General features: G+C 58.0%; 12 protein-coding genes. All 12 read left to right on the forward strand.

Going from position 1 to position 19,305, the window contains the following annotated elements:
* Window positions 1–978: 978 nt before the first annotated feature.
* The 12 genes from dppA to AC6I8C_RS00605 all read left to right on the forward strand — a co-directional run bounded on the left by dppA (window position 979) and on the right by AC6I8C_RS00605 (window position 19,227).
* A complete protein-coding gene (gene dppA / locus AC6I8C_RS00550; RefSeq protein WP_013359637.1) occupies window positions 979–2,589 on the forward strand; it encodes a dipeptide ABC transporter periplasmic-binding protein DppA in 1,611 nt (536 codons plus the stop codon).
* Between the two features lie 171 nt (window positions 2,590–2,760).
* Window positions 2,761–3,780, forward strand: coding sequence for a dipeptide ABC transporter permease DppB (gene dppB / locus AC6I8C_RS00555; RefSeq protein ID WP_013359638.1), 1,020 nt, complete (start codon window positions 2,761–2,763; stop codon window positions 3,778–3,780).
* A 9-nt stretch (window positions 3,781–3,789) separates the two neighbouring features.
* On the forward strand, window positions 3,790–4,692 hold the full coding sequence (dppC, locus tag AC6I8C_RS00560; protein ID WP_013359639.1) for a dipeptide ABC transporter permease DppC: 903 nt from the start codon (window positions 3,790–3,792) through the stop codon (window positions 4,690–4,692).
* A gap of 12 nt (window positions 4,693–4,704) precedes the next feature.
* On the forward strand, window positions 4,705–5,691 hold the full coding sequence (gene dppD, locus AC6I8C_RS00565; protein ID WP_033784396.1) for a dipeptide ABC transporter ATP-binding protein: 987 nt from the start codon (window positions 4,705–4,707) through the stop codon (window positions 5,689–5,691).
* A complete protein-coding gene (dppF, locus tag AC6I8C_RS00570) occupies window positions 5,681–6,703 on the forward strand; it encodes a dipeptide ABC transporter ATP-binding subunit DppF (RefSeq protein WP_033784397.1) in 1,023 nt (340 codons plus the stop codon). The genes dppD and dppF overlap by 11 nt, the downstream gene beginning before the upstream one ends.
* Window positions 6,704–7,394: 691 nt before the next feature.
* Window positions 7,395–7,991 carry a cellulose biosynthesis protein BcsO gene (gene bcsO, locus AC6I8C_RS00575; RefSeq protein ID WP_497821318.1) on the forward strand — a complete coding sequence of 199 codons (597 nt, stop codon included), beginning with the start codon at window positions 7,395–7,397 and terminating at the stop codon, window positions 7,989–7,991.
* Window positions 7,982–8,785 (forward strand): cellulose biosynthesis protein BcsQ, encoded by an 804-nt coding sequence (gene bcsQ, locus AC6I8C_RS00580; RefSeq protein ID WP_497821319.1) that lies wholly within the window; start codon window positions 7,982–7,984, stop codon window positions 8,783–8,785. The genes bcsO and bcsQ overlap by 10 nt, the downstream gene beginning before the upstream one ends.
* Window positions 8,786–8,833: 48 nt before the next feature.
* Complete coding sequence (gene bcsA, locus AC6I8C_RS00585; protein WP_497821320.1) at window positions 8,834–10,945, forward strand: UDP-forming cellulose synthase catalytic subunit; 2,112 nt, start codon at window positions 8,834–8,836, stop codon at window positions 10,943–10,945.
* Entirely contained in the window at window positions 10,942–13,941 is a 3,000-nt protein-coding gene (gene bcsB, locus AC6I8C_RS00590) for a cellulose biosynthesis cyclic di-GMP-binding regulatory protein BcsB (protein WP_497821321.1), read from the forward strand. The genes bcsA and bcsB overlap by 4 nt, the downstream gene beginning before the upstream one ends.
* Window positions 13,942–13,952: 11 nt before the next feature.
* A complete protein-coding gene (locus AC6I8C_RS00595; RefSeq protein ID WP_497821322.1) occupies window positions 13,953–17,768 on the forward strand; it encodes a cellulose biosynthesis protein BcsC in 3,816 nt (1,271 codons plus the stop codon).
* The gene (gene bcsD, locus AC6I8C_RS00600; RefSeq protein ID WP_497821323.1) at window positions 17,768–18,211 is read left to right on the forward strand and encodes a cellulose biosynthesis protein BcsD; all 444 of its coding nucleotides are present in this window, start codon (window positions 17,768–17,770) and stop codon (window positions 18,209–18,211) included. Before AC6I8C_RS00595 ends, bcsD begins: the two co-directional genes overlap by 1 nt.
* Window positions 18,212–18,219: 8 nt before the next feature.
* Window positions 18,220–19,227, forward strand: coding sequence for a family 8 glycosyl hydrolase (locus AC6I8C_RS00605; protein ID WP_497821324.1), 1,008 nt, complete (start codon window positions 18,220–18,222; stop codon window positions 19,225–19,227).
* The last annotated feature ends 78 nt before the right edge of the window (window positions 19,228–19,305 follow it).

Here is a 19,305-nt window from a genome sequence, read left to right on the forward strand (position 1 = left end):
GGCCAACGCGTTGCGTTGTTCAAAAACGGTCCCGGCGTTTTTGTCCATGGCCCGCGATGCTTTGCTACAGGCGTATGCTCCCTTCGCTTCACGTCTGGCAGACTCATCGGATACTCACATGAGCATTTCGGACGGCTGGGAGATCCAAAGTCAGGTGCATCTGACCGCAGGCATAAACTCAAGGCGGAGGGAACACGGGCAGAGGAGGAAAGCGTCCCACGCCATGGACGGCGTGGGCCGAGCGTCCAGGGATGGTTTAAGCGACTTTCCGATCTGCCCGTGTTCCCAAAGCAGTCTCGATCTGACCGCAATTGATAGCAAACCCTCTTCCCTGAACCTTTCCCGTTTTCAGCCTCTGGCTATAACCTTCCAAAAAGTTCCAGTAAACCCCATCCACCGTGTATTTCACTTACCCGCTGTTATTATCACCCCTTTTCCGCTGGCAGGCCTTGCCAGACAGGAGTTGCGATCATAATTCGCGACACATTCTTCTTATGACCGAAAGCGGCAACATGCTGATTTCTTATGCTTCTTTCCCAGCATATTCCGCTGGTTGAACGTCATAACGCACGGTGAATCGTTCAGTTATTCAACATTTGCCGGTTAAAGTTTTAAGTTTTTTAGCGGTGAGAATCACTAGCGATAGAGCCGCTATCCAGCACAATGCACGGAATTCAGGCCAGCTACGCTGTGCATTGTATGGCTTTCAGACAGAAACGGTTTTTATTACCGTTGCATGCTATTCCTCACACTCTGTGTAAATAAGTAACCGTTGTATTGACGTTCTTTGCAACTGTTGACAAATTGATGCGTCAATAAACGCGCAGTTACGGAATTTTCTGAATACACAATCTGTGTCAGAAAAAACATAAAAAACGCAGCGCGCGTTAACCACCTGTTCGGTGGTACGCCTGAACCGCATAAAAAAATCAGAGGTCGGGCAATACACACAACATCACATCACAATGGAGCAAAAGCATGATCAACTCCCTGGCTAAATCCGGGATGCTGAAGGTCGGTCTGAGCCTGATTGCTATGACTGTCGCCGCCGGTGTTCAGGCAAAAACCCTCGTTTACTGTTCTGAAGGTTCTCCGGAAGGCTTTAACCCGCAGTTGTTCACCTCGGGCACCACCTACGATGCCAGCTCACGTCAGATCTACAACCGACTGGTTGAGTTCACTATCGGCACCACCGAACTGCACGCTGCGCTGGCAGAGAAGTGGGATGTCAGCGAAGACGGTAAAACCTACACCTTCCACCTGCGTAAAGGTGTGAAGTGGCAGACCACCAAAGATTTCAAACCGACGCGCGACTTCAATGCGGATGATGTGGTGTTCACCTTTGAGCGCCAGCTGGATAAAAACAACGCCTATCACGGCGTCTCCGGCGGCAGCTACGAATACTTCGAAGGCATGGACATGCCGAAGCTGATCAGCAAAATCGAAAAAGTGGACGAGAATACCGTTCGCTTTGTGCTGACGCGTCCTGAATCGCCGTTCCTTGCTGACCTCGGCATGGACTTCGCCTCGATTCTGTCGAAAGAGTACGCTGACAACATGCTGAAAGCGGGCACCCCGCAAAACGTTGACCTGAACCCGGTCGGTACTGGCCCGTTCCAGCTGCTGCAATACCAGAAAGATTCGCGCATCCTTTACAAAGCTAACCCGGATTACTGGGGCACCAAGCCAAAAATCGATCGCTTAGTCTTCTCCATTACCCCGGATGCGTCGGTGCGCTACGCCAAGCTGCAGAAGGGCGAATGTCAGGTCATGCCATATCCGAACCCGGCCGACATCGCGCGTATGAAGCAGGACAAAAACATCAACCTGTATGAGCAGGCTGGCCTGAACGTCGGCTACCTGTCGTACAACGTTGAGAAAAAACCGCTGGATAACCTGAAAGTGCGTCAGGCACTGACCATGGCGGTCAACAAAAAAGCGATTATCGACGCCGTTTATCAGGGTGCAGGCCAGCCGGCTAAAAACCTGATCCCACCAACGATGTGGGGCTATAACGACGACGTAAAAGATTACGCCTACGATCCTGAGAAAGCCAAAGCGCTGCTGAAAGAAGCGGGCATGGCAGACGGTTTCTCCATCGACCTGTGGGCAATGCCGGTTCAGCGTCCGTACAACCCGAACGCACGCCGCATGGCTGAGATGATTCAGAGCGACTGGGCGAAGATTGGCGTCAAAGCCAAAATCGTCACCTACGAGTGGGGCGAATACCTGAAGCGCGCCAAAGCGGGCGAGCACCAGACCGTCATGATGGGCTGGACCGGCGACAATGGGGATCCGGATAACTTCCTGGCCACCCTGTTCAGCTGTTCAGCGGCCAAAGATGGCTCTAACTACTCGCGCTGGTGTGATAAATCCTTCGAGGATCAGATTCAGCCAGCTCGCGCCACCGCCGATCAGGCGAAGCGTATCGAGTACTACAAGCAGGCTCAGGTTGTGATGCATGACCAGGCACCGGCGCTGATGATCGCGCACTCAACGGTATACGAACCGGTCAGCAAAAAAGTCTCCGGTTACAAAGTCGATCCGCTAGGCGGACACTACTTTGCTCAGGTAGACATTAAAGAATAATTGTCGCCTTTTCCGGGGCGACTGCGCGTCGCCCCGGCTTTATCTCCCTGTTTTACTGGAAACGGTAGAGGCGCAGCCTGTCTGCGTCGCGGTCGGGCCTACCCGATCGTCAGATGTAAGCAATAACAACCCTCGCGGCGACGGTCGCGCGGACAAGAGAGAACCCGGATTATGCTGCAGTTCATACTCCGACGTCTGGGCCTTGTCATCCCAACGTTTATCGGTATTACATTACTCACCTTCGCGTTTGTTCACATGATCCCCGGCGATCCGGTGCTGATCATGGCGGGCGAGCGCGGTATTTCTCCTGAACGTCATGCACAGTTAATGGCGCTGTTAGGTCTGGATCAGCCGCTGTGGAAACAGTACCTGAACTACATTAACGGCGTATTACATGGCGACCTGGGCATTTCACTGAAGAGCCGCATCCCTGTCTGGGATGAGTTTGTTCCGCGCTTCAAAGCGACGCTGGAACTTGGTATCTGCGCCATGATATTTGCCGTGGCCATTGGTATCCCGGTTGGGGTGCTGGCGGCGGTAAAACGCGGTTCAATTTTCGATCACACCGCCGTGGGCATCTCACTAACCGGCTACTCCATGCCAATCTTCTGGTGGGGCATCATGCTGATCATGCTGGTCTCGGTGCAGCTCAACCTGACACCGGTTTCCGGGCGAGTCGGCGACACCGTCTTCCTGGATGACAGCATGCCGCTGACCGGCTTTATGCTGATCGACACCTTCTTCTGGGGTGAGCCGGGCGACTTCCACGATGCGGTGATGCACATGATCCTGCCCGCCATCGTGCTCGGCACCATTCCGCTGGCGGTAATTGTACGAATGACGCGTTCGGCAATGCTCGAAGTACTGGGTGAAGATTACATCCGTACGGCGCGCGCCAAAGGACTGACGCGGATGCGCGTAATCGTGGTGCATGCACTGCGCAACGCCATGCTGCCGGTGGTTACGGTCATCGGCCTGCAGGTCGGCACGTTGCTGGCCGGGGCGATTCTGACCGAAACCATCTTCTCGTGGCCGGGTCTGGGGCGCTGGCTGATTGAAGCGTTACAGCGCCGTGACTATCCGGTGGTGCAGGGCGGTGTGCTGCTGACCGCGGTACTGATTATTGTGGTCAACCTGCTGGTTGATCTGCTGTATGGCGTGGTTAACCCGCGCATACGTCACAAGAAATAAGGGGGCATCATGTCTGTTGTTGATCCCGGCAGCGTTACCGTTGCACCCAAGCCGATGACCCCGTTTCAGGAATTCTGGCACTACTTCAAACGTAACAAAGGCGCCGTCGTGGGCCTGGTCTACATCATCATTGTGCTGCTGTGCGCTATTTTCGCCGATGTGCTGGCCCCACATGCGCCTGCTGAGCAGTTCCGCGATGCGCTGCTGCATCCGCCGGTCTGGCAGGAAGGCGGAAACTGGAGCTACATTCTGGGCACCGACGACGTGGGCCGCGATGTGCTGTCGCGTCTGATGTACGGTGCGCGCCTGTCGCTGCTGGTCGGCTGTCTGGTGGTGGTGCTGTCGCTGATTTTCGGCGTGATCTTCGGCCTGCTGGCCGGTTATCTCGGCGGCGTGGTCGATGCCATTATCATGCGCGTGGTCGATATCATGCTGGCGCTGCCAAGCCTGCTGCTGGCGCTGGTGCTGGTCGCCATCTTTGGCCCCTCAATTGTTAACGCCTCCATCGCGCTGACCTTTGTGGCGCTGCCGCACTATATCCGTCTGACCCGCGCCGCGGTACTGGTGGAAGTGAACCGCGACTATGTGACCGCCTCCGGCGTGGCCGGTGCCGGTATGCTGCGCCAGATGTTTGTGAATATTCTGCCTAACTGCCTGGCACCGCTCATCGTGCAGGCGTCATTAGGTTTCTCCAACGCCATTCTCGATATGGCGGCGTTGGGCTTTCTCGGTATGGGTGCGCAACCGCCAACGCCGGAGTGGGGCACCATGCTCTCCGACGTTCTGCAGTATGCGCAAAGTGCCTGGTGGGTCGTGACCTTCCCTGGATTGGTCATTCTGCTTACCGTGCTGGCATTTAACCTGATGGGCGACGGTTTGCGTGATGCCCTCGACCCGAAACTCAAGCAGTAAAGAGGCACCGAGATGGCGTTATTAAATGTAGACAAACTATCGGTGCATTTCGGCGACGATAAAGCACCGTTCCGTGCGGTTGACCGCATCAGTTATCAGGTTGAGCAGGGCCAGGTCGTCGGTATCGTGGGCGAGTCCGGCTCCGGTAAATCCGTGAGTTCACTGGCGATCATGGGGCTGATCGACTTCCCCGGCAAAGTGATGGCGGAGAAGCTGGAGTTCAACCAGCGCGATCTGAAACGCATCTCTGAACGCGAGCGCCGCCAGCTGGTGGGCGCAGAAGTGGCGATGATTTTTCAGGACCCGATGACCAGCCTGAATCCCTGCTACACCGTAGGCTTCCAGATTATGGAAGCGATCAAGGTGCATCAGGGCGGCAACAAACGTACCCGGCGTCAGCGGGCAATCGACCTGCTGAATCAGGTCGGTATTCCCGATCCGGCGTCACGGCTTGATGTCTATCCGCACCAGCTGTCGGGCGGTATGAGCCAGCGTGTGATGATTGCCATGGCGATCGCCTGCCGGCCTAAGCTGCTGATCGCCGATGAGCCGACGACGGCGCTCGACGTGACCATTCAGGCGCAGATCATCGAACTGCTGCTGGATCTGCAGCGGCAGGAGAACATGGCGCTGATCCTGATTACACACGATCTGGCGTTAGTGGCAGAAGCGGCGCACCACATTATCGTGATGTATGCCGGACAGGTGGTGGAGAGCGGGAAAGCGACCGATATCTTCAAAGCGCCGCGCCATCCTTATACCCAGGCGCTGCTGCGCGCGCTGCCGGAGTTTGCGGCCGATAAAGCGCGTCTGGCGTCACTGCCTGGCGTAGTGCCGGGCAAATATGACCGCCCGGCTGGCTGTCTGCTTAACCCACGCTGCCCTTATGCGACTGACCTGTGTCGCCAGGAAGAACCGGAACTGCGCACCATTCCAGGACGTCAGTCCAAGTGTCACTATCCGCTGGATGATGCCGGGAGACCCACTTATGAATCATGAAACTACGAAAGATCAGTTCCTGCTGCAGGCGATTGATCTGAAAAAACACTACCCGGTGAAGAAGGGGCTGTTTGGTCAGGAGCGTCTGGTCAAAGCGCTGGATGGCGTCTCTTTTAATCTGGAGCGCGGCAAAACGCTGGCGGTCGTCGGCGAGTCAGGCTGTGGTAAATCCACGCTGGGCCGGTTGCTGACGATGATTGAAACCCCGACAGAAGGGCAGCTTTACTGGCACGGTCAGGATCTGCTGAAGCACGATCCCCAGGCGCAGAAGCTGCGTCGTCAGAAAATCCAGATCGTATTCCAGAACCCGTATGGCTCACTCAATCCGCGTAAAAAAGTCAGCCAGATTCTGGAAGAGCCGCTGGTCATCAATACCCAGCTGACCAAAGCGGAACGCCGCGAGAAGACGCTGGAGATGATGGCGAAAGTGGGCCTGAAAACCGAGCACTATGACCGCTACCCGCACATGTTCTCAGGCGGTCAGCGTCAGCGTATCGCCATCGCGCGTGGGCTGATGCTCGATCCGGACGTGCTGATTGCCGATGAGCCGGTTTCGGCGCTCGACGTTTCCGTGCGTGCTCAGGTGCTGAACCTGATGATGGATCTGCAGCAGGATATGGGGCTCTCCTACGTCTTTATCTCGCACGATTTGTCGGTGGTAGAACACATTGCCGATGAGGTGATGGTGATGTATCTCGGCCGTTGCGTCGAGAAGGGCAGTAAAGAGGCTATTTTTGCTAACCCGCGCCATCCTTATACCCAGGCTTTGCTGTCAGCGACGCCGCGTCTGAATCCGGACGACCGTCGTGAGCGTATTAAGCTGACCGGCGAGCTGCCCAGCCCGCTTAATCCGCCGCCAGGCTGTGCTTTCAATGCGCGCTGCCACCGACGTTTTGGCACCTGCGTCCAGTTACAGCCGAAGCTGAAAAACTACGGTGGCCAGGAGATTGCCTGCTTCGCGGTCGATCAGGATGAGAACCAGCCGGTGGGTGTGGCAGAAAAGGTCAGCTGAGGATGGTCGGCTCAGGCCGTTGATTCGGTGATAGCTCAGGGAGCATACGCCCTTCGCAAAGACGCAAAACGCTTCCGTAGCCCGCGTTGCTTTGCTCCAGGCGTATGCTTCCCTCTCCTGAAGAGGGTTAACCGTCCGTGCTTCTGATTGAGTAGTGTCATACTCCAGGCATCCTCACCTCTCTTCTCAGCCAAAGGCGCCTTTCTGGCGCTTTTTTTTATCTCAATTCCGCTGTAAACCAGCACCGCTGGCGGACCAGCCATCACGTTTCGGTTATTTCCCGTCTTTTTCCGTTATCAGATTTAACCTGTTTTTCTGCTGGCGATATTTGCAGCGAAAAAAGATAAACACTCTCAATCCCTTATGACAGCGATCAGGCTTTTTTGCGCCTGAGGCAGCCCGATTGCGGCTTAATATTGCGCTTATCGTGTCTTGCCTGGTTGTGCCAGTGGTTATCAGAGCGGCTAAGTCTTAAAAATTATTGAAACATCGCAGATTAATTTAACTTAAACATCACTTATTAATTATAGGGGCTAATCATCTTATATTGGCTTTATTCCGCCGTAAGTGAATCTTTATGATTAAACTATTTTATTGAATCTGCTTTATTTGTAATCAGGTTTTTCTGACTGACATTAAAGGGATGTGTTATATTCCAGGAAAATTCCTCCCTTGTTGCAGGCCACGGCCAATGAAGAATAATTACGATGATTTGCAGCGTTTTAAAGAGAAAACGCAAACGCTCGACATCGACTTTAAAGATATGTCTGGCCAGGCGCAGGAAGCGGCGGAACACAGTAAATGGGCTTTGATTCGCCAGCTGGCGAAAGAGGAGCATCAGACCTCACTGGGTGGCGGTCAGCGAATCGACCTGCCGCAGCCTCAGCCGCTGCGCGGGGATGAATTCACCGCGCCGCCTGAGGCACCGGCAAGGCCCGCCACACTCAGTGCGCAACCGACGACCTCAGCCCGCAGCTCAATTCTCGATAGTCTGTCAGGCAGCAGCCTGCCCGCAGCCCGCACGGCTGAACGTGACCCTTCATCACTGTTTCCGCCACCGCCGCCGCCGCAAAAACGGGGTGCGGCTGAGCCTGTTGCTGTATCACATCCTGAGCCCGTCCGGCCCGCCATGGTGATGGATTTGAAGCCCGCCATCACGCCTGCCACACCCCATTCTGAACCGGAACGGTTTGGTGCGTTGTTCCGCTCACGCGACAGCGAACCGTCGAATCTGCCGAAAGAAACCTTACTCAAACCGTTACTGGAGAAGATTGCGCTATGCCGTTAGTTTGTGTGTGCTCGCCAAAGGGAGGCGTGGGGAAAACCACGCTGGCGGCGAATCTGGCCTGGAGTCTGGCGCGTTCCGGTAGCAAAGTTCTGGCCATTGATTTTGATGTGCAGAATGCACTGCGTCTTCACTTTGGCGTGCCGCTACATGATGGTCGCGGATATGTGGCGCGCTCAGAAGAGCAGGCGGACTGGAGCCAGTCGATCCTCACCACTGGCGGCAATATTTTTGTCCTGCCTTATGGCGACGTCACCGAGCCACAGCGCGAACGGTTCGAAGAGAACCTGATGAAAGATCCTCACTTTATTAAGCGTGGTCTGGATACGGTACTTAATTATCCCGGTCTGGTCATTGTCGCTGATTTTCCGCCTGGTCCGGGTCCGGCCCTTAAAGCAATGACGACGCTGGCCGATATGCATTTAGTGGTGATGTTAGCGGATACCGCCTCTGTGTCGTTATTACCGCAGATTGAAGAGAACCGGATGACCGGGAAACCGCTCAATAATAAGCAGGGACACTATTTTATCCTGAACCAGTGCGATAACCGCCGGAATATTAATCGTGATGTCACTGCATTTATGCAGCAGCGTCTGGGCGATAATTTACTGGGCGTGGTTCACCGTGATGAAAGTGTGGGTGAAGCCAATGCTTCCCAGCAGTCCGTATATGATTTCAGCCCTGCCTCAGCAGCGGCATTTGATATTGAACTGATCGCCAAACGGGTCAGCAGCATTCTGAATATCACCGTGGGAAATGGCGAAGTTCAGGCTCCCATCCGCACAAATCATTTTTAGTCGGCTACTGCAGGCGACTGACTTAAACAGCTCTTCTCAGGGTGAATCATGAGTAAAATCGGGTTTTACCTGCTGCTGCTGGTGCTTGCACCCGTTGCCGCGGTGATCATCATTACGCCGATGGACAGCCAGAAACAGTATATTTTTGGTCTGATCAGCATCGGCATGATGTTTTTATTGGGTTTCAGCAAGAGCCGCAAAATAACCGTGGTGATGGTGATTCTCTCTGCCCTGATGTCCAGCCGTTATATCTGGTGGCGTACCACTGAGACGCTGCACTTTAATTCCGAAGTTGAGGCGATATTAGGGATTGGCTTATATCTGGCGGAGCTTTACGTCTGGCTGATCTTAATTCTCGGCTTCCTGCAAACCACCTGGCCATTAAAGCGCACCATTGAACCGTTGCCGGACGATACCCGTCTGTGGCCGACGGTCGATATTTATGTGCCGTCTTACAACGAAAGCCTGGATGTGGTGCGCGATACCGTGCTGGCGGCGCAGTGTATCGACTACCCGCGTGACAAACTCAAAATCTATCTGCTGGATGATGGCAAGCGCAGCGAATTTGCCCGCTTTGCGGCGGATGTCGGGGTAGGGTATATCACCCGCGACGACAACAAACATGCCAAAGCGGGTAACCTCAACCATGCGATGAAAATCACCAAAGGTGAGCTGATTTGCATCTTCGACTGTGACCACGTGGCGACCCGCACCTTCCTGCAGGCGACGGTGGGACCGTTTCTGAAAGATCCGAAGCTGGCGCTCCTGCAGACGCCGCACTACTTCTATTCGCCCGATCCCTTTGAGCGTAACCTGCGCGCTGCGCGCAGCATTCCCAACGAAGGCGCGCTGTTTTATGGCCCGGTACAGCAGGGTAACGATAACTGGAACGCCACCTTCTTCTGCGGCTCCTGTGCGGTAATCCGTCGTTCGGCGCTGGAAGAGATTGGCGGCTTTGCCGTTGAAACGGTCACTGAAGATGCACACACCGCCCTGAAAATGCAGCGCCTGGGCTGGGGCTCAGCGTTCCTGTCGATCCCGCTCGCGGCCGGTCTGGCGACCGAACGTCTGGGTCTGCATATCATCCAGCGAACCCGCTGGGCGCGCGGCATGACGCAGATTTTCCGCGTCGATAACCCGCTGTTTGGCCGTGGCCTGAAGTGGCAGCAGCGTCTTTGCTACCTCAACGCCATGCTCCACTTCCAGTTCGGCCTGCCACGCGTCGCCTTCCTGACCGCGCCGCTGGCTTACCTGCTGTTTAACCTGAATATTATTCACTCTTCAGCGTCGCTGATTTTTGCCTATGTGCTGCCGCACCTGGTGATGTCGCTTTACGTTAACTCGCGCATGAATGGCCGCTTCCGTTACACCTTCTGGGGTGAGATTTATGAGACGGTAATGTGCTTCCATCTGGTGATCCCGACCATCCTGACGCTGCTGTCGCCGAAACATGGCAAGTTTAACGTGACCGATAAAGGCGGCGTGCTGGATCAGGGCTTCTTCGATTTCCACATCGTGCGTCCGCACGTCATTGTGGCGCTGCTGCTGGGCATCGGGATTGTCGCGGGCGTGGTACGTGCGGTGATGCATGACTATTTTGGCGTCGACCCTTATGTTATTGCGCTTAACGTCGGCTGGGCGATTTTCAGCCTGATCATTCTGATGGCGGCGATTGCCGTAGCGCGCGAAACCAAACAGGTGCGTAAAACCATCCGCGTTGACGTACAAATCCCGGCGATTATTCACTACGCCAGCGGCATTTCATCACGCACCCTGACCAGCAACCTGTCGATGGGCGGTGCACAGCTTGATGCGCCGGATGGCCGTCATGAAACGGATGAAATTGAAGAGATTGATCTGCTGCTGAAATCCGGCGCGATCACGATCCCGGTGAGTAAGATTTCCGGCGATGACGAGACTATCCGTCTGCGCTTTGAGGCGATGCCGCTGGCGCGTCGTCGCGAACTGGTGCGTGTCGTGCTGGCGCGTGCGGATGCCTGGATCCAGCCGGAATATAAGCAGGACAACCCGCTGATTTCGCTGGGCACCATTATCCGTACCGTATTTGAGCTGTTCTGGCTGACCTGGAAAGGTCGCCATGATAAACGTAAAAAAGTCGACCCGGTTGCCGCGGCGGCGAAAGAGGATGGTGCGGCATGAAGATCCTGACGCACACGTTGCTGGCCAGTTCACTGACCGCCGCGTTATGGCTGACGCCCGCCGGCGCGGAAACGCCGACAGCCATTGATAACAGCAGTGCCGCGCCGGTAAACAGTGCGGCACCGATGCCGCCTGAAGCTGCTGCAACCAGCCAGCCAGCGGGTGCCGCCGTCAGTGCGCCGGTAAACAGCGCGGCTCCGGCGTCGTCTGAGGCCGCTGGAACCTCACAATCTGCTAATGCCGCCGTCAGTGCGCCGGTAAACAGCGCGGCACCGATGCCGCCTGAGGCTGCTGCAACCACACAGTCAGCCGATGCCACTGTCAGTGCGCCAGCAGAAAACCAGGCGCCGGCCAGCGGTGTGGCTCCGGCGACGCCACCTGCAACGCCTGTTAATAATGCTGCCACACCGGATGCCGGTTCAGCGCAGGTGACGGCCCCGGTGAGTGTTGGCGGGTCAGCAACGCCGTCAGTGCCATCCGCGGCGACGGCGACTCAGTCTGCAGAATCTGTACCGGCCTCTGCGCCACAGAGTGCAGTACCGGATGCCTCACAGACATCTGCGACCCCATCTTATGCTCCGGCTGCAGAAGCCGCCGCCGCACCTCAGGCGTCAGTAACCGGTGAAGCTTCACCCGCCGCGCCGGCCACCGCACCGGTGACGAGCAGCGGCGCTGTGACGCAGGACAGCAGCGCGCTCTCCGCGGTGCCGCTGCCGCAGGGGCTGAGCAGTGCCGATCCCGCGCTGGAGGCGGCCGCCAGTGCGCTGCCCTACGCGCCAGGCCAGACGACTGCGCCGGTTGCAGAACCGCAGATGCCGATTACGGCGGCTATCAATCAGCCGATCAGCAGCGTCATCTCCGTAGCCCAGATGGGCCAGTCACGCGGTATTACGCTGACCGGCGGTCAGTTGCAGTCGGGCATCACCTTTACCCTGCCCGGCGATGAAGTGATGACCAATGCGCGGCTCAATCTGACGCTGCGCGTCTCAGCCGCGCTGGCAGCACGCAATACCTCGCTGCAGCTGATGCTGAATGGTCAGCCGCTCGGCACGCTGCCGCTGGGTGCTACGGACAGCGACGTCAGCGATTATGAGCTGGATATTCCGGCGGCGATGGTGGTGTCGAACAACAACCTCAGTTTTAAAATCAACGATGCGGACAAGCTGCTGTGTGAGAAAGAGAGCGCGCAGCAGTATCAGGTCACCATTCTGCCGAATACCACGCTGCACCTTGAAGGGCAGAAGCTCAATATCGGCACCCGTCTGCGCAACTTCCCGCGTCCCTTCCTGGATCCGCAGCGGATGACGGCGTCCACCATCACGATGGGCTTTGCCAGTAACGTCTCACCTGATGCGGTCAGCGCGGCGGCACTGGTCGCTTCCTGGCTCGGCATTCAGAGTGATTATCGCGGCATCCGGTTCCCGGTGGTGCGCGGCGAACTGCCGGAAAACAACGGCATCCTGTTTGGTCATCCTGGCGATCGAATCGGCACCCTGACGTTCCCGGCCAGTAATGGCCCGATGCTGCAGATGGTGGATAACCCCAGTAACCCGGTTTACAAATTACTGCTGGTCAGTGGTAACAATGACGATCAGTTGCGTCAGGCGGCGAACCGTCTGACGACCCAGCCATTCACTACCGATGAGAGCCAGCTGCAGGTTCCTGTACAGACCATTGGCAACCGCAAACCTTACGATGCGCCACGCTGGATTAACACTGACCGCCCGGTCCGCCTGAGCGAACTGCTGCGTAAAGACCAGAGCCTGACCAGCAGCGGCATCTGGCATGACGCGCTGCGGGTTAACTTCCGCGCCGCGCCTGATCTGTTCCTGTGGGATGGCGACACGGTGCCGGTTAATCTGCACTATCGCTTCCCGTCTGAAAGCTGGATTGATGAGGACAACTCGTTCCTTAATGTCATGCTCAACGGCACCTTCCTGCGCAACCTGACGGTCAACAAAGTTGGCCTGCTGGAGAACGCCTGGCATCGTTTAGGCGGTGATGCGCGTCAGGAGCAGTATCAGCTGAATCTCGAGCCTTATCTGATCTATGGCGATAACCAGCTGGCGCTCTACTTCAATATCAAACCGCGCGCCGATGCGCCCTGCGGCGTGCTCCTGAATAACAACATCAAGAGCCGGATTGAAGAGGACTCGTGGATCGATCTGAGCCATACCCGCCACTTCAGCATGTTGCCGAACCTCTCTTACTTTGTCGGTGCCTCGTTCCCGTTCTCGCGGCTGGCTGATTTTGGCCAGACCACGCTGCTGCTGCCGGAAACGCCCAGCAATGCCGAGCTGTCGACGCTGCTGGATCTGGCGGCGCGGGCCGGAACCGCGACCGGCGTGGCGCTGACGCAGAATCAGGTGCTGTTTGGTCTGCCCACGGGCGGCACCCATCTGGCGCGCATACAACAGAGCGATCTGCTGGCGGTCAGCACGACAGGTAACACGGCCTTTAATCAGGCGATGCTGGCGGCGTCACCTTATGATGCCACCAGCAGCACCTTTGGGGTGAAAGAGCCTGACACGCTGGAAAAATTACGCGGCTGGCTGACCGGCGACTGGAGTCGTCAGCAGCTGGATGCGGATCGTTACTTCTCCTCCAACGAAGCGTGGCGGGGCTTTCTCAGCTACCGGTCACCGTGGAATCGCGATCGGCTGGTGGTGATGACGGTGGCAACCAGCGACGATCAGCTGTTGCGACTGCACAACGATTTGAGTTCGGCGCAGATTAACGCCGCAGTGCGCGGCGACACCGCGATTATCACCGATGAAAACGGCATTCGTAGTTTCCGCGTCGGTGCACAGTTCCCCAGCGGCGAAATGCCCTGGTACATGATGGTGGTGTGGTATGCCAACCAGCACTCGGTGCTGCTGGCGGTGGCGGCGATGCTGCTCTCTGCGTTGGTGGGCAGTACGGCCTGGGTGATGCTGAAGCGTCATGCCTGGCGACGTCTGAACCCCAGACAGAGCCATGATTCCGGCAGGAAGTAAGGAAAATAATAATGAAAAAAAATCTGTTAAGTGCCGGTATCCGCCATGCGTTGCTGCTGGGCAGCGCGCTGGCCCTGTCACCGCCGCTGCTGGCGGCGGAAAGCGCCAATCCGGCGTTGCAGGCCCTGTTCGACCAGGCTTCCTACTGGCATCAGAAAGCGCATGACGACCTGGCGAAAGCCTCGCTGCAAAAGGTGCTGATGGTTGAACCCGGCAACACCCAGGCGCTTTATCTGCTGGCCCTCTATTCACAGCAGGGTGGCGACACGGCTGCCGCAACGGAGTATCGCGCTCGTCTCAGCCAGGTCTCCCCCAGCGATCCGCACCTGAGCGAGCTGGATAATGCGCGCCAGATGCAGACCATTCCGCAGGCGCAGCTTTCGCTGGCGCGTCAGCAGGCGCGCAGCGGCAACATTCCGGCGGCGTTACAGACCTGGCGCAACACCTTCAGCGGTAATGAGCCGCCACCGAGCGTCGCGGCAGAATATTATCTTACGATGGCGGGTGACCGTACGCTGCTGCCGCAGGCGGTTGAGGCGCTGCGGCAGTTTGCGGCTCAGCATCCGCAGGACACCGGCGCACGGCTGGCGCTGGGTAAAGCGCTGACCTGGCAGGAACCGACCCGTCGCGAAGGCATTGAGGTGCTGAGTTCGCTGGCGAGTGGTAATCAGGATGCCGATCGTTCACTGCGCCAGGCGCTGTTGTGGCTCGGTCCGCAGCCGTCAGATGCGGCACTCTATCAGACCTGGCAGCAGCGTCATCCGCAGGACTCCGCCGTCATCGACTACTACCGTAAAAATGTCGGTGGCGCAGAAAAAGGAGCCGGATTCAGCGCGCTGAACAGCGGTGACGTCGGCGGAGCACAGACCAGCTTTGAAAAAGTACTGGGAGCCAATCCCCAGGATGCCGATGCGTTAGCGGGCATGGGCTATGTGGCTCAGCGAGCCGGACGTTATCAGGAGGCGGCTGATTATCTGCAGCGCTCTGCTCAGCAGGGCGGCGATCAGGGTTCCTCGCGTCAGCAGCAGGCCGACGATGCCCGCTTTTATGCGCAACTGACCAGCGCGCAGCAGGCGCTGAAAAACGGCGACAGCGCGCAGGCGCTGACCTTAAGCGAACCGCTGGTCCAGGCTGACGGTGAAAAAGGGCTGGCCGCCAGGCTGTTCCGCGCCGACGTGCTGCGCCGCACCAATCAGCCTGAGCAGGCGGAGCAGATCTATCGCACCATTCTGCAAAGTGATGCGGATAACCGCAGCGCCAAAGAAGGGCTGTTCTACGTTCTGCGTCAGCAGAACCGCAGTGCCGAAGCCAGTACGCTGCTGGGGGCACTGCCGGACAGCGTTCGTCAGAGCGTCACGCCACGGGCCAATGAAGCGGATGCGCTGCGTCAGCAGGCGAAGCGTCAGCTGGCGGCCGGTAACAACGCCGCTGCCATCGCGACGCTGCAGCAGGGCATTCAGCGCTATCCCTCTGACGGCTGGCTGCGGCTCGATTTAGCCCGGCTCTATCGTCAGCAGGGCGATACGCTGCTGGCGGCCAACGTGATGCAGCCGGTAATGCGCAACAAGGCCAGCACCAGCGAGCTCTATGCCGGTGCGCTGAACGCCAGCGAAAGCGGTGGCTGGCAGCAGGCCAGCGCGTTGCTGGCACGCATTCCCGCCAACGCACAGACGGTGGCGATGCGTGAGCTGGCGCAGCGGGTGAATTTCAATCTGCAGATGAGCACCGCCGATCAGTACCTGGTGCAGGGCGCGACGGCCGCCGCCGCCAATACCCTGAAAGCGCTCACGGTCACGCCGCCCGCTAATCCGGTGGATGCCGGAAACCTGGCGCAGAAGCTGGCTAAGGCGGGCGATCTCACCAGCGCGGTGTCGGTGGTGCGGACGAACCTGCAGCGTGGCGTGCAGGGCAATGCGGGCGATTATGCCGCGCAGATGGCGGTGCTGAATCAGGCGGGCCTCGGCGGTGAGGCGCAGCGCTTCCTCAGCAACCCGGAGCTGCAGGCGCGCAGTACCCCGACGCAGCTCGCCGGTATCCGCAACGGTTATCTGATTAACGAAGTGGATCGCCTGCGGCAGCAGCGGCAGTATGCGGTGGCCTATGACAAGCTGATTGGCGCGCTGCAGCAGGATCCGCAGAACCGCGACCTGATGTTCGCGATGGCCCGTCTCTATCAGGACGGCAAAATGAACCGGGATGCGGGCGTAGTCTATGACTACCTGATGACCCAGGATACGCCGACCCAGGATGCGCGCGTCGGGGCCATCAACGTTGCGCTGGCGCAGAACAATGCGCCGCGTGCTAACGAGCTGAGCCGCGGCCTTAACACCACCACACAGACGCCGGATCGCCTGCTGTTGCTGGCACGTGTCGCCGAAGCCAATGGCAACCATTCACAGGCGATGGCGTATCTGCGTTCCGCGCGCGGGCAGCTGACTGGCCTGCAGGGCGCGCAGCCTGGCAGCGTACCGACCGTGGGCGGCCTGGCGCTGGCGGACAATCCGTTTATCAACCGCACCACCTCGCCGGTGGGACGCTCACCGTCCAGCTACGGCACCGTGCTGCCGTGGCAGGCCGCACCGGCAGGTCAGACTGCTGGCGTGACATCACAGGGCGAACCGGCTGCGGGCAGCACAACGGTTTCTCAGCAGTCACAGGTTCTGCATGACGTCAACACCATGATGGATTCGCTGCAGGAGAAAACGGCTACCTGGAGTCAGGGCATGGTGCAGGTGCGCGGGCGCGACGGCGAGTCGGGCCTGAGCAAACTGACGGAAGCCAAAGCGCCGCTGACCTTCTCCACCGTGCCGTTTGAAACGGCGCGCCTCGACTTTACCGCCACGCCGGTCTCACTCACGGCGGGCAGTGGCGCCGCCGATGCCTGGCGTCGTTTTGGCACCAATGCGCTGAGCCAGGGCCGCGTTGTGGCCGCAGGCGGCGCGACGGTGAATGACCTGCCCAACGCGACCACCGATTCGCAGACCGCTTCTGGCGTCGAGCTGAATCTGGCGCTGAAGGGCGACAGCTACAAAGTGGATATCGGCAGTACGCCGCTAGGCCAGGATCTCAGTACGCTGGTCGGGGGTGTGCAGTGGTCACCGAAACTCACCGACTTCCTGACGCTGATCCTGACCGGTGAGCGTCGCGCGATTACCGACAGCCTGCTCTCTTACGTCGGCGCAGAAGATAAAACCAGCGGCAAACGCTGGGGACGCGTCACGAAGAACGGCGCGAACGCCCTGTTAAGCTACGATAATGGCGATGCGGGCTTCTACGCTGGCGGCGGCGCGTACAGCTATCTTGGTGAGAATGTTGCCAGCAACAACAACCTGCAGGCCACCGCCGGGGCATATGTTCGTCCGTTCCACAGTGACGACCGCGAGCTGAAAGTGGGCATGAGTCTGGCGTGGATGGACTTCTCAAAAAACCTCAGCTACTTCAGCTACGGGCAGGGCGGCTACTTCAGCCCGCAGAACTACGCGTCGGTCTCGTTCCCGATAGAGTTCACCCGCAAATTTGACGATTTAAACGTTAATATCGGCGGGGCAGCCGGTTATCAGACCTACAGTCAGGATAAGAGTGCGTACTTCCCGGCGGATGCCAGCCTGCAGTCAGAGCTGGAATCTCTTGCTGCCAGCGGCAGCGTGAAAGACGCGTACTACTCTGGCGGCAGTAAAAACGGCATCGGCTATAACCTGCACGCCGGGGCGGACTACAAACTCAATAAAGATGTGACGATTGGCGGCCAGCTGGGTTATGACACCTTTGGTGACTACAACGAAAGCAGCGCCCGGCTCTATGTCCGTTACCTGTTCGGAGAGAAGTAATGAGTGAGCATACGGGGATATCACATCCTTATCAGCCGGGCTGGTTTGACCTGCTCAGCGTGCTGATTGACGGGATGATCGCCAACGCCGGTCAGCAGGAGGCGGAAGCTTTTCTCTACAGGATGGGTGAATCGCTGGCGACCCGCTATCCTTTGCCAGAGTCGCGCACCGTGCAGGATCTGGAGCGCGAGGCCAACCTGCAACTGGCACGGTTTAACTGGGGCTTTGTGCAGCTTCAGCCGGAAGAAAAGGCGCTGATGATTGCGTATCACGCCTCACCGGCAGGCGACAATCGCCATTCTCCGGCTGACTGGCAGGCGGCGTTTGGTGCGGTCATCGCGGGGCTTTTTTCAGGCTGGTTGCAGGGCCAGGGCGGCAGCAGAATGGTGCCGGTGACGCTTGAACTCAACGATGGCAGCACGCTGCACTATCGATATCAATAGGATCAGAAATGAAACGTAAGCCATTCTGGATGGGCTGGATCTGCTCTGTTTTACTGCTGGCCTGCAGCGCGCAGGCCAATGCCAGCGGCTGGGATACCTTTAAAAGTCGTTTTCTGACCGCCGAAGGGCGGATCACGGATACCGCCAATAACAATGTCAGTCACACCGAAGGTCAGGGATATGGCATGTTGCTGGCGGTGGCCAACAACGATCGCGCCACCTTCGATCGGCTGTGGCAGTGGACACGCACTCAGCTGCGTAATCCGCAGACCGATCTCTTCTACTGGCGCTATGTGCCGGACAGTGACAACCCGGTTGCCGACAAAAATAACGCCTCGGATGGCGATGTGCTGCTGGCATGGGCGCTACAGCGCGCCGCGCAGAAATGGCAGGTGGAGAGCTATCAGCAGGAGTCTGACCGCATTCAGCGCGCGATCATCAAGCTGGATGTCACGAGCTTTGGCGGCCATACCGTCCTGCTGCCGGGCGCGCAGGGCTTCAATAAAACCAGCTATGTGGTGCTGAATCCCTCGTACTTCCTGTTTCAGGCGTGGCGGGAGTTTGGCGAGCGCAGTCATCTGCAGGTCTGGGATAAGCTGATTAACGATGGTTTTGATCTGCTGGGTAAGCTGAGCTTTGGCAAAACCGGCCTGCCGCTGGACTGGGTCGCGCTGAATGCGGATGGGTCGCTTGCGCCAGCGGTGGGTTACTCAAACCGCTTCAGCTACGACGCGATTCGCGTGCCGCTGAACATCTGGTGGTATGACCCGCACAGTCTGGCACTGGTGCCGTTTCAGCGCGTCTGGCAGGGTTACAGCCGCATGCTGACCCCTGCCTGGTTCGATGTGCTGGCGAATGCACCAGCTCCTTACCACCTTGAGGGCGGTCTGCTGGCGGTGCGTGACCTGACGCTGAATGAGACCGGCTATCTGAGCGATAAGCTGGCTGCCGATCAGAACTACTTCTCTGCCAGCCTGCAGCTGCTGACCTGGCAGGCGTTTCAGGAGAAGCGCTGATCAATCGCAGAACGGCGGCGCTGGCCGCCGTTCTGTGGCTGATAACCCGGTATGTCAGGCGCTGAGCCGTGCCTGACA

Source organism: Pantoea sp. X-Soil-YNGN-844 (assembly GCF_059730595.1).